The organism is Paenibacillus solanacearum (assembly GCF_910593845.1).
Classification (GTDB): Bacteria; Bacillota; Bacilli; order Paenibacillales; family NBRC-103111; genus Paenibacillus_G; species Paenibacillus_G solanacearum.
Genome location: NZ_CAJVAS010000016.1, coordinates 139038 through 151391, shown reverse-complemented (window position 1 = coordinate 151391; position 12354 = coordinate 139038). Strand labels below are relative to the sequence as shown.

11 protein-coding genes are annotated in these 12354 nt (G+C 41.9%); 10 read left to right on the top strand and 1 reads right to left on the bottom strand.

What is annotated here, in order from left to right; genetic code table 11:
* Positions 1 to 266: 266 nt before the first annotated feature.
* The 8 genes from KXG62_RS18475 (at position 267) to KXG62_RS18445 (ending at position 7973) form a co-directional block, all read left to right on the top strand.
* Positions 267 to 716: a tyrosine-type recombinase/integrase gene (locus KXG62_RS18475; RefSeq protein WP_281426881.1), complete on the top strand. Its 450-nt coding sequence runs from the start codon at positions 267 to 269 to the stop codon at positions 714 to 716.
* Complete coding sequence (locus tag KXG62_RS34395) at positions 689 to 841, top strand: tyrosine-type recombinase/integrase (RefSeq protein WP_343223495.1); 153 nt, start codon at positions 689 to 691, stop codon at positions 839 to 841. Before KXG62_RS18475 ends, KXG62_RS34395 begins: the two co-directional genes overlap by 28 nt.
* Before the next feature lie 192 nt (positions 842 to 1033).
* On the top strand, positions 1034 to 1357 hold the full coding sequence (locus KXG62_RS18470; protein WP_218093468.1) for a hypothetical protein: 324 nt from the start codon (positions 1034 to 1036) through the stop codon (positions 1355 to 1357).
* 3 nt (positions 1358 to 1360) lie between these two features.
* A complete protein-coding gene (locus KXG62_RS18465) occupies positions 1361 to 2593 on the top strand; it encodes an FtsZ/tubulin family protein (RefSeq protein WP_218093467.1) in 1233 nt (410 codons plus the stop codon).
* A gap of 212 nt (positions 2594 to 2805) precedes the next feature.
* Positions 2806 to 3744, top strand: a complete 939-nt coding sequence (locus KXG62_RS18460) for a helix-turn-helix transcriptional regulator (RefSeq protein ID WP_218093466.1) — start codon at positions 2806 to 2808, stop codon at positions 3742 to 3744.
* Between the two features lie 15 nt (positions 3745 to 3759).
* Positions 3760 to 5067 (top strand): hypothetical protein, encoded by a 1308-nt coding sequence (locus tag KXG62_RS18455; RefSeq protein WP_218093465.1) that lies wholly within the window; start codon positions 3760 to 3762, stop codon positions 5065 to 5067.
* A 5-nt stretch (positions 5068 to 5072) separates the two neighbouring features.
* On the top strand, positions 5073 to 7337 hold the full coding sequence (locus tag KXG62_RS18450) for a hypothetical protein (protein ID WP_218093464.1): 2265 nt from the start codon (positions 5073 to 5075) through the stop codon (positions 7335 to 7337).
* 378 nt (positions 7338 to 7715) lie between these two features.
* Positions 7716 to 7973 carry a hypothetical protein gene (locus tag KXG62_RS18445; protein ID WP_218093463.1) on the top strand — a complete coding sequence of 86 codons (258 nt, stop codon included), beginning with the start codon at positions 7716 to 7718 and terminating at the stop codon, positions 7971 to 7973.
* Positions 7974 to 8505: 532 nt separating this feature from the next.
* Here KXG62_RS18445 and KXG62_RS18440 read toward each other — a convergent pair.
* Entirely contained in the window at positions 8506 to 9387 is an 882-nt protein-coding gene (locus KXG62_RS18440; RefSeq protein WP_218093462.1) for a hypothetical protein, read from the bottom strand.
* A gap of 144 nt (positions 9388 to 9531) precedes the next feature.
* Here KXG62_RS18440 and KXG62_RS18435 point away from each other — a divergent pair, with 144 nt between their 5' ends.
* Complete coding sequence (locus tag KXG62_RS18435) at positions 9532 to 11136, top strand: TIGR02677 family protein (protein ID WP_343223493.1); 1605 nt, start codon at positions 9532 to 9534, stop codon at positions 11134 to 11136.
* The gene (locus KXG62_RS18430; protein ID WP_218093461.1) at positions 11137 to 12348 is read left to right on the top strand and encodes a TIGR02678 family protein; all 1212 of its coding nucleotides are present in this window, start codon (positions 11137 to 11139) and stop codon (positions 12346 to 12348) included.
* Positions 12349 to 12354: the final 6 nt, after the last annotated feature.

Below are 12354 nucleotides of genomic sequence, written 5' to 3'. Positions count from 1 at the left end.
GTTTGGGCACTAAGGCATCCATGTCGATCATCTGAAATAGTTGTGGCTGGATCCCGGTCCGTTTTGCTGCTCGCATAACTGTTCCTCATTTCTAATCAGGTATTTCTATTATTCTACCATATCGACTATTTGTGGTGTTTTTCACCAGACTTCTAGATTACGCATTAAAACAACAGTTTGTTTATAGGAACGTGGCTGACGCCGTTTCACTACCGCGCAAGATTAGATTCGAAGGGCAAGCTTATACAAAAGAGCAACTAAACGTATTGCTTGAAAAAGTAAAGGATACAAAATTGGAATTACCGATCTACCTTGCAGGGTATTTAGGTTTGAGAAGGGAAGAAATTGTTGGGCTAAAATGGAAATTTTTAGATTTTGACCAGCGCATTTTGTATATACATGAGGTTAGAACAAGTGCTGGAGACAAGGTGATTATTAAATCCCCAAAAACAGATAAGAGCAAGAGATCGTTGTTTATCCCAGACGGACTTTTAGAGCTTCTATTGAAATGTAAAATACGGCAAGATGAGTTTAAGCAATTGTTTGGGGACGAGTATGAAAATACTGGTTATGTCTGCGCTCACGAGAACGGAAGACCATATAGGGTAAATTCAGTTACTGAATGGTTTGCTGACTTCTTAACAAAGCATGGATTGCCGAAAATAAGGTTGCATGATTTAAGACTAGTATATTATACGATGAGGGAATTGATTTAAAGGCTATTTCAGAGGCGCTGGGGCACTCAGACATAGGGACAACTAGTAGAATTTATACCCACATAATGGACAAAACACACAAAAATGCCATAAGTGCATTGAGTGATGCATTAAGAAAAATGTAAATCGTGGAAACGGTTGAATTAGTGAATGAAAACGGTACATTATCCCCGTGGATATGTACCGTTTTTATTTGCCTTAGCAAATTTAATAGCTGGTTTACATGATACGTTTTAATTGTCCATATACACAGCGATTTTACCCACAACAAACCACAAATCAAAAAAGGATTCGTAATTGAAAGGAGAACATGAATTATGACGAGAGAACAGATTTTGGAACGACTGTTAGTAAAGGTAGGCGACGGAATATGGGTACTAGCGACCCTTATGAAGGCTGGAAAACCGATTAACAAGGAAAGGTTAAAAGAACTGACTAACCATCATTTCAGCCTTAAAAAGCATGACGATGCACCGCCTATTCGTTCTCGTCATACTCTTGATCAAATAGCGGCGCGTCTTGAAGGGGCTGGGCTTGTGGATGTTCAAGCAATCGGGAGAACAAGGATGTATCAGTTATCGGAGCTTGGGCATGAAGTCATCAAGTTTCGTGATCAGTATTTGCAAAGAGGGGTGAATTGATCAGTGGATATTAGTTTGAAGTTTGGTTTTCTGGGATTAGGAATGGGAGGTTGTTCGATTGCGCACGAATGTGCAACTGTTCGCCTAAATGTACGAAATAATAAGAACCCATATACTGCATTTTTAGTCAATACAAATGACATTGACCTTCGAAAGTTATCTGAGCGTTCGAATACTGAAAAGTTTATACTTAGGGGCTATGAACGAGGTGCTGGCCGGAATATACAGATTGGCGAAGATGCCTTTAACAAGTACAAAGATGAAATAGGCAAACGGGTCATAGACTTCTTTGAGGATCGGGACTATCTGTTCGTAGTTTGTGGGCTTGGAGGAGGGACGGGGACCGGTGCCGTTATAGAGGCTGTTAGAATGGTACATTCTAATGGTTTTGCCGGACGTTGCGGATTAATTCTGACATTGCCGCGGGATCAAGAAGGGTTTCAGGTGCTAGATAATGCCTTACAACGCCTGCAAATTATTGCGAAGGCCATGCGCGGATTAGGTAGTATTCTACTAGTGGACAATCAGAAGCTATTTGAAGAATATTTAAGAACTCACTCGGGTGGTAGTGCATCATCGTTTCTAGAGCATAGTAACAGATATATTGCTCAGATGCTGCATGAACTGAACATCGTGACAATTACTTATAATCCGATTTCGGGTTACCATTTCGATGGTTCAGAGTTATTGAAAATGTTACGGACCCCCGGTATTTTTACATTTGGAAAATGTACGCTTGAAGAAAATGGGATTGATGCAAATAACCGCGGCACATACATTCCTCGCTTAAAACGATCCATTGAAGATGGAGTATTATCTGAAGGATATGATTTTACGGACTCAACTCGTTGTGCGATTAGCATGGTCGCCAGCCTAAACGGAGCCAGACGGATTTTCACTCTTGGTATGGTAGCGGCGGTAGAAAAACAATTAGTTTCCTATGCACCATTTGCTGCTGAACGTCCAGTAGCGGTTTATGCCGACGAAAATGCTCGATGTCTGAACATTTATACTATCTTTGCTGGATTGGGATTACCGAGGCGTATAGCGCAGATGGTAGAATTAGTAAGTTTATATGAGCGCCCAGAGGTTCGGAGTGATACAACACTTCAAGCACTCTCCGGTTACCGGAGCCAACTAAGACGTGATGAGATGGATTTGGACTCGCTTTTGTTAGACGATAAGTCTGTAAAACAGAAACCAAAACGTGAGAAATCTGATCCGTTTGATTTTTGAGTTAAACTAATTTAAAACAAATTTACTGCTTCAATTATTGAGTGACAATATGCTGCACAATGCGGCGGTTACTGCATCAATAACCGCCGCAATACTTAGGTACTCCAGTACAGACTGGTGCTTGCATTTTTAACAAAAAGAAACACTTTTTTTATAAAACCCCAATATGTGTCCATCATTATTGTTATAATCATGAGTAGGATGTTGCATTGGTGGTGAATTTGTTGAGTTTTGGGATTGATTATAATGGTAATAAGGGTTTCCGCCTGCTTAGAATTTATGAAAGACTTAATAAGGGTGAATTAATATATAAAGCAAAGTTGGCCTCTGAATTTGGAGTATCACAGAAGACAATTCAGCGAGACATTGATGATTTACGTGCATACATGGTGGAAACACACTTTACTGAAGCAGAGGTTTCAATAAAGTTTGACAAAACAAGAAATGGTTATTTCCTCATTCGTTATGAGCGTGAGTGGCTTACAAACGAAGAGGTATTAGCTCTTAGTAAAATATTACTTGAAAGTAGAGCCTTCCAAAAGGATGAGCTTAATAGTCTTATAAATAAACTTATTAACCAAGTAGTACCAAACGACCGTAAAATCATTGAAGATATTATCCAAAAAGAATATCACAACTACACTCAGCTAAACCATGGTAAAAAGCTGCTTGCTCCAATATGGGAGTTGTCAAGCTATATAAGCCAAAACGAAACTATTTCCTTTGAGTATAAACGGCAAGATGGTAAGGTTCGTGAGCATAAAGTTAAGCCAGTTGCGGTAATGTTCTCGGAGTTTTACTTTTATTTAGTGACGTTTATGGCTGATGATAGCAAAGAATATCCGACTGTGTTTAGAATAGACCGAATTAATAATATTAAAGGTACAGGACTGAAATTTGAGATTCCATATAAGGATCGCTTTAACGATGCTGAATTTCGCAAAAGAGTACAATTTATGTATTCGGGTAAATTGAATAGGATTCACTTTGAATTTTCCGGTGCGAGCCTGGAAGCTATCCTTGATAGGTTACCGACAGCTAGAATTTTAGGTGAGAAGGACGGTGTTTATACGATAACGGTTGAAAGCTATGGTGATGGGGTTTTGATGTGGCTTAGGAGTCAAGGAGATTGGGTCAATATTTTAGAATAGATAGGAGTTAAGCATATGAGTTATTACTGTGAGAAATGTAAAGTATTACATGCAGATGCGGAATTATGTCCTAATTACATAGAGCAAATAAAAAAAGATCCAACTCTGCTTTCTCAGGCTGCAACATTTACGAATATTGCGGCACAATATAGACTCGTTTCATCTCAAGATCTCCAGTCTGTTACCAATAATGTCAATAAGTTAGTTGGATCAGGCCTACGTTACGAAGGAACGCAACAGCTTGCAAGAGACATTCAGGTATTTAAACGCCTAAATGAAGAAGCATATAGACAATTGGGGGTTTTTAATAACCCTGCCGTGGCACAAAACTACTTAAATAATGCGACTCCTTCCCAGTTAACAAATTTATCTGCCAAATTGGCTGGATCAGGGCAAGAAGTCGATTGGTTACGACTTAAACAAGGTGAATTAAGATCGCTAATTGAAAAAAGTACTTTATTAAATAAAAATGCCGTAGGAGTCGATGGAGAAACAATAAGTCGTATTACAGGAAATACCATCAGTAGAACTACAGTCAAAGCAGCCCAAACGCAAGGTGGTCTAAACACAAATGTACAAGGGATAGTAAAGGCAATAAAAAATGGAACTCTCTCCCCTGATGACATTGTTTTTGGTGTAGATGGAACTCAAAAATCACTAATTAATAAACTAAGCAAAGAAATTGCTCATGCAAATTCAATAGGAGACAATGAAGCGGTAGCAAGGTTAACCACTGCTCAACAAAGACTGACTACTACAGAATTTAGCAATCCCACAAACGTTTCTGATTCAGTCAATCGTTTAAAAAATAAAATAGGAAACGGACAAGCTACAACTGCAGTAACGATGGAGCAGGCATTAGGGAAAATGGCTCAGGGGGCAATAATTGGTGCAGCTATAGGCTTGACTATTTCTAGTATAACATCGTATATGCGCTACAAAAATGGTGAACTTACAGCAGAGCAGGCTTTTACTGAAGTAGGCGAAGATACATTAAAAAGCACAATTATTGGAGCAGGTATGGCCGGGTTAACATTATTTTTGCCTGGTGGGGCAATTGGTCTTATTGCCGGTTTGGCAATAGGTGTCTATGTTAATTCTGTTCTTACTAATATTCTTGACGAGGTCTTTGGAAAAGGTGCATATTTAAAAATTCTCACTTCGTCTGGTTACATATTGGGAGTTAGTAAGAATCTGACTGAAGTTATTGACATAATGTCACAGAATTCAATTATGACTTCGAAATCTTTATCAGAAACAAGAACAAATATGGAACTGACCGAGAAAAAAATAGATAACATAAAAAAAATGTTGGAGGGTTAGTTGGTATGGCGATTTCTTATGATCTTCATGTTGATAAAAACACATTTATGAATAATGATAATATCGCACTATTACGAGAAGCTGCTGGGGAGCTTTTTTCTGCGAGTGAAAAAGATTTTGAACAGATAAAATCCCGAAAATGGTATAAACGAATTTGGCAGTTAATTACCTTTTCAAAAGATAACGAAAAAATATTAGCATCGAACATTACAAGCTTAGCAAAAGCACAAGATATCATATTAAAGCTATTGCTTTCCCTTTCTGACGATAATAAGGAAGTTGCTATGATTATAAGTGACCTCTCCAATCAACTACATAGCCTTACATGTACGACAGAAAGTATTGCTAGAAGGGTTATTGATGTTGATACTTTTATCAAGTATGGATATAAAAAGAATGCTTTGATTGTCGATTTTTCTGATGCCCAAAAATCAGTGTTATTATCAGCATTAAATTATATCGCTGATAAACATGGATTTACAGAAGAATTATCTGCATTTTTATCAGCAATTAGGAGGATGGCCCAATTTCACGAAAGAAGTTCTGAATTTGATTTACAAACTCTTATTTTCGATGAAAAAGAATCTCGTGCTATTTTCCCACTGTTATTAGAATTGAACTATCTTTGTACAAGTAGTTTTGATTTGTGTGATGAAATTTCCGAAATAGTTGACCATCTCAGTATTAGTAATGCAAACAAGAAAAAAATCCAACAACAAGTAGAAATGGATATAAAGAGAATCGGTATAAATGGTATGATTGATCTATATAATGCCATTGCTCCAAGTTACGATATCGATGATTGGGATATTGAATTTGTTGATGCATTTGTTGATGTTGAAGACGATGCATATAATTCTCATGAACTAATAGAAATTACAATTTCGAGCATAACTCATATCGCAAAAGGTGAAATCAAAGAATATAGAAATAATGTAATCCATCTAAATTCGTATATTGATTGTGCTGGAACTATAGTATTTGAAAACTGTGAGATATACTATAACGAAATCCCTGGAACGCCCTGTCAGATTACGTTAAAGGAAGGTTCATCTTTATCAATAAGGAATTGCAGGATTTTGTGTAGAAATTTAGAGAAAAATCCTTTGTTCAAAGATGATGGATCCGTAAGTATCTTGATTAAGAATAGTGTTTTTGAGGATTGCAGTTATTTTATTGAAAAGTTGAGCGGAGACGATTGTAATTTTGTTATGCAAGGCTGTGAGATAATAAATCCCTATATTTATTTTTTAAACTTGCGAGGTTTAAATGAGGGTATTATTAACAACTGCCTAATAACATTTAATAAACCATTACCCGAGAAGGAAGATTTTGATTACGGGGACATATTTTGCAGTTCGCAATGGGGAGAAACTAAGAATATAACAGTTAGCGAAGTTATAGTAAATGGGAATAACTTTTTTAATGTAAAGGATGAAGATGGTTATTTCAAAAGAACAAGCCATCTCTTTAATATGAAATACGCAAGTTATACGAACTGCACGTTTGAGAATGTGAATTACTGTATTAATGATGCAGGAATGCTATCGCACTGCAGATTTAACAAATGCGAAAAAGTCATAGAAATTGGATTTAATATTAAGAACTGTAATGTGACTCATTGCGCTTTTGCAGAGTGCCAATCGGTCATATCTGGAAATAGAATGGTTATTTCATTTTGCCAATTTGTGGGGTGTATTAATAATCTGATTGAATCATCTGTTGTCGGAAAAGTAAAAGTTGAATACTGTGAATTTTATAATATTAAGTATATTAATTCGGTTAGAAATTTTTCAACTGCATGCCTGACTTTTCATAGAAGTAAAGGAAATGAGTATGGTTATAGTACTGTGAAAAAATGCATTTTTAACGGTGCCGAATTAAACGATGGTTTCTTAATAGCGGGAAAAGCAAATGAAAATATAAAAGGAATATCCCTTTATATCGAGGAATGTAGTTTTCAGAACTGTAAAACAAAGCGTGAAAGTGGTAAAATTATCAAATGCTATGATACGTATTTAAATTTATTTAATAAACAAATTCAAATAGAAGTAACAACAATTCAAAATTGTTTAGGCCTTGATAAAGTTAATGAAGAAAATGGATATGTCGCAGATGTAATTGTCAAAGCTAAGGACAATACTGGAGCAGTAATTGGTGCTGCCGCGGCTGGATTTGCTTCTGGTGGTATATTAGGTGCTGTCACTGTAGCGTCAGGTATGATAATAAAAAACAAATTGACTACTGATACAGATAGACATATTGAATAGACTACGTTAAGCAGGGTTGGATGGATTAACACTATCTAAGTGAGAATAACAACCACCGGTTTTTTCGCCAAACTCCTGTCCGAAAACAGTAGACGAACTGTAGTCATAAGCACTAATCGACGGTAAATCAGAATAACACCAAATAATAAATTATAAAGCGAAAAGCCTTACAGGATAAGCTTTCTCGGCATAAATATATTCAAATTGAAACAAGATAAAAAGGTTGAGACAGCAGTTCGACTCCCCTCGTCTCCATAAGGTATAGGGTTCGCCTCGTAATATGGACAGTGGTTCATCATGCTTACTAAGCTTAACCACATCATTTTCCGGTTAGGCTTTATTTTATAATGACGGTGATTTGATTTGGAGCTGGCAAGGATGAGATGGGAAGAATTTCGTGAGCAGCTTCCGAATGAATGGGTTGTTTGTGAAGCATTAAAATCCCGTTCGGAGGACGGATACTGGTTCGTTGATGAGGTGACTGTCATTGATCGCTTTGATGATTCCTCAGTTGCCATGAAACGGTATTATGAATTGCATCGGGAGCAGCCTTATCGGGAATACGGCTTCTTTCACACATCCCGTGAAAAATTGGAGCTTCGGGAGAACTGGGCGGGGGTACGGGGACCCAGATGAACATAGATGTAAAGTATGGAAGTAGAAATCAGCGATATGAATTACGGTATGGAGATAGACGGTATACTTGGGTTTGATTTCATACGCTCATCTGGACTGGTGATTGATTCGAGGGAACTGACCGTACTAGCTAAAGAATAGGTTACGCAACCTCTCAAGCAAACTGAGTAACAAGCCGCGGCGAATTGTGGACTTGCTAAGTCAAGCCTTGTCTCCATAAGTAATATCAATGAGAGTGCCGTACCCGGTGCTCTTTCTGCATTTCTAAAGCATTTACAGGGGGCATTGCGGGCAGAGCCTCTCCCTGCCTTTTGCTTGAATTTGATCTGGATCATGCCCGGTCCGAGGAGGGAATGAGCTCCTGCTGATATAGGCGGAGAGATGAAACTTCCGGGTGTGAAGAAAAATGTGCGGCTGCTCAGAGCAGATTTACCCCCGTTTTTTACATGTTACACTTTATCGTTGGCATAATGTGAAAAGTGCTGATTTAAATGAATTATTTTATTAATTATTATTTCAAGATAAATTTGTTTTATAAACACAAAAGCAATAAGGAATGCAGGCGCTCCTTGGGATTGAGCCTCGATAGCTTCGCGCGAAGGCAGTGCCAGAGAGCATATTGAAACAGATAAGGCTGGGCAACGCCCCTCATTTGTTGGTAGGCATCGGCAAACTGGCGGCCGAGTTGCAGCACATGTCGGTTGTGATGCAAGAGGCGGTCTGCTGAAGAGGCAGGCATGTCATTGACAGATTTACCGGCAAGTTCAATGGATAATTCCCCCTTGATCAGGTTGTTCTTAGGCTTGATTGCACCATCTGACAAATGTGACACATCGAATTGGTTCTCACGATTGCATTGGAACTGGAGGACCTGTGTGTTGGCCGGGACTTCCTGGTGGCGGGGCAGCCCTTTTCGTGAAGATTTGAATTCACTGGTCGAGAGTTCAACAATTTCGTCATTGGAGAATGTCTCGATAAAAGCCTGCTTATTCTTTTCTATATAACGAAGTACGGCATGCCGCCAAGAATGGACCGTTGTGGGAGATATGCCAAGATCGCCAGCAGTCTTTCGGATGGAAATTTCATTAAACATCATGTCGAGGAACGGGTAGAGATGGTTGCGGAGCTTTTTGTTATGAAATAGGGTATCGGTATGATCGTTAAAATGGCGTTCGCAATTTTTGCAGTGGAAGCGATGGCGGTTCTTTGCGCGATCTGCGTAGCCGTATAAAATAACATGGCCTTGTTGCTGACAGCCAGGGCAGACGATGTGAGAGGGGTGCTTCCTCTCTCTTATTTGAGATGAATGAAGTTGAAATTTCTGCTCGAACTCGTCGATGATTTTCTGTTTTTTGTCCCCTGAAGACTTGACGAGCATTTTCATAAGTTTATCTAACGTGCTGCTTCCGCTCATTATCGCAATCCCCTATTTCCAATAGCCCTATAAATTACCTTAACGCATTCTATTTGACTTGGCAACGACAAATTGTAACATAATGGGCCTGTTTTCGGACTTCCAGACATCTTTGCTTGTCAATCGGTGGAAGCACGAATTAAGATGGGTGTAAAAATGTATGTGGATGAAGGTGGTGGCGGTGAGATGGAGATGACAGGAGCGGGATTATCTGTTCAGTCGTTGCGCGGGGTGCCGGAGCTGAAGTATGTGAATGCGGATAATGTTGTACGGTACCGGGCAATTATGCGTTTTTTTTACCAGGAGTATAAGAGGTTGAGGTATTGGCTGAAGCCGGAGGATGTGTTTGAGGCACTCGTCGCTTGGAACGTGTGGCCGGCGTATACGCTTGAGATGTGTCAACATGATCTTGAGCAGTTGGTTGCCTGGCAAAATCTTACCGCGCGCCACGATGGCGGACGGTCTTCGACCCTTGAGGAATATTTGCGAAAAAAGATGCAATATTTGATGAGACCATACTCGATTGAGATTGAGCGATTGTTGGAATCGTTGGAAAAGGTTACGGGATATGGCGGCTCGCTTGAGGCATCCCTGTTTGACACGATTGCAGACAAGCTGTTCACGATTCGCAGTGAAGCCGGGCTTATGCAGCCGGAAGCGGCGCTGGAGCTATGGAATGTGCTTTACCGTTCTTTTGTTAATCTGCATGAGAATGCGGCGGATTATATTGCCAGCCTGCAGACGGCTAAAGCGGAGGAGATGCTGGTGACGGAGGCTTTTCTCGTCTTTAAGGAGAAGCTGACGGATTACTTGCAGAATTTCATTCAGGCGCTTCAGCGAAGTGCTTATAAGATCGAAGGCAACTTACTTCGGATTAACGAGAATATTCGGGAGCAATTTCTGGAACGGGTTGCGGAAGGCGATCTGAACAAGCCGAGGTTGGAAGAAGGTCCGGATAAGGAGGAGCTGCTGGAAGAGCTGCGCCAGGGATGGGGGAATATTCAGCGCTGGTTTGTCGGCGAAGGCTCATCGCTCAGCGAGTTGACGTTGTTGGAGCGGGCGACCAAGGATGCAATTGCGCGTATTGTGCGAAGTGCGATTCGCATTCAGGAGCGCAAACGGACAGGACTCAGCCGGAAGAAGGAGCTTGAGCACTTGGCCCGCTGGTTTGCTTCGGTGGAATCGGTGGATGAAGCGCATCGTCTGTCTGCCTTTGTGTTTGGGCTGTTTCCTACGAGGCATTTGCAAGGTGAGGATTTACGTGATTCGGACAGCTCCGATATGTCCTCCTGGGAGGAACATCCGACGATGCGCACGCTTCGCTCACGCAGCCGCAAGCGCGGTGAACGGCAGCAAGCGGATGCGGTGCGCGATAATGAGCTGCGGAAGCAGCGCGAGCGAGAAGCGTTCATGCTGCGGCAAGCGGAGGAGTGGCGAATGATCGATGCGCTGCTGCAGCGGGGGCGTGTCCGCATCTCCGAGCTGGGACCGATTACCGCGAAGGAGCGTATGCGGTTGTTGCAATGGATCGGCAGGTGCATGACCTCGGGAGGTATGTATTCGTTCGTCACGCCGGAAGGTGTGCGCATTCGCATGAATAATCCGCGTACGCAGGAACGGGCGATTATGTATGCCGAGGACGGGGAGCTAGAGATGGCGGATTATGAGCTTTACTTTATGCTGACAGAAGCGGCTTCAGGGTCTTTTGCTGAATCAGCGGCAACCAGTGAAGAAAGGCGGGAACTGTAAATGGCGACTGGGGCGCTGCGCAGAGCAAGCAAGCGGGCGAGAAATGCTGAGCAACTGGCTGAGCGCAAGCGTGCATGTATTCATGCGCTGCTAAATCGGCCATGGGTGGCGAAGGAAGACGACGCAGACTTGTATTTCACCATTAAGGACCATTATGAAGAGCTGCGGAATTGGCTGATGGATAAAGCGGGGTTTCCGCTGATTGTGACCAGGACGATTGCGAAGCTGGACAAGACACCAGTGAAAGCTTACCCGTGGATGGGCTTCGCGGAATTTCGCGATAAGCGGGATTATATCTTTTTTACCTATGGACTGTGGTATTTGGAAGGAAAGACCGAGCTGGACCAATTCCTGCTCTCTGACATTGTAGAAGAGATTCGTGAGCAGATGGTAGCCGAAGGCATAGAGGCGGACTGGGCTAATTACTATGATCGTCTGGCCATGGCACGGGCGTTGAAGAAATTGAGGTCGCTCGGTGTACTGCATAATGTAGATGGGGACGAAAGCGGCTGGGCTCAGGATGCGGAGCGAAATGCGCTGTATGAATGTTCGCCGAATGCCCGTTATGTGCTCAGGCGGTTCCCGCGTGATCTGACCGGATGCTCGCGGTTAGAGGAATTGGAGGATCCGATTCCCTATGCGAGTACCCAGGAGGGTCAATCGATGCGCCTCAGACATCGTGTATATCGACGATTGCTGTTGGAGCCGGTTGTGGCGGACAGACAATGGGACGAGGATGACTTGAATTATGTGCTGTGGCAGCGGCGAGCGCTGATAGACCAATTGGAAAAAATGCTTGGTTGGGTCGGCCGCCGCTATCGGGAAGGCTTATTGTTCTTTCACCCGGAGTTGACCGGGGAGAGTGATTTGTTCCCGACGCTGTCGGCGGCATCGGACTTGGCGCTGCTTGCTGCCGGAGAAATCCGCTCCCGGCTGTCGGAAGACAGCGGGTTGCATACGGAAGCTAACGGCATGATCAGGCTGACAAGGTCGGAGTTAGAGGCTATTTTTTATCAGCTTCAAGAGAAGTATAAGGTGTTCTGGAGCAAGGAGTTAAGGGAGTTCTCTTCGCAAGAGTTGGCGGAGCTGTGTATGAAGCATTTGCTAGAATGGGGACTTGGGGAGCAAGAAGGAGAGGCTGCGTTCCTCATATCGCCGATGCTGGGCAGATGGCAGGCAGAGTATGGAAATACGGATTTGGAGAGGGAATAAGGGGGC

Excerpts from the sequence above, each read along its gene's own strand:
- KXG62_RS18470 (WP_218093468.1), top strand. The coding sequence starts at position 1,034 with ATGACGAGAGAACAGATTTTGGAACGACTGTTAGTAAAGGTAGGCGAC.
- KXG62_RS18455 (WP_218093465.1), top strand. The coding sequence starts at position 3,760 with ATGAGTTATTACTGTGAGAAATGTAAAGTATTACATGCAGATGCGGAA.
- KXG62_RS18450 (WP_218093464.1), top strand. The coding sequence starts at position 5,073 with ATGGCGATTTCTTATGATCTTCATGTTGATAAAAACACATTTATGAAT.
- KXG62_RS18445 (WP_218093463.1), top strand. The coding sequence starts at position 7,716 with ATGAGATGGGAAGAATTTCGTGAGCAGCTTCCGAATGAATGGGTTGTT.
- KXG62_RS18440 (WP_218093462.1), bottom strand. The coding sequence starts at position 9,387 with ATGAGCGGAAGCAGCACGTTAGATAAACTTATGAAAATGCTCGTCAAG.
- KXG62_RS18435 (WP_343223493.1), top strand. The coding sequence starts at position 9,532 with ATGGGTGTAAAAATGTATGTGGATGAAGGTGGTGGCGGTGAGATGGAG.
- KXG62_RS18430 (WP_218093461.1), top strand. The coding sequence starts at position 11,137 with ATGGCGACTGGGGCGCTGCGCAGAGCAAGCAAGCGGGCGAGAAATGCT.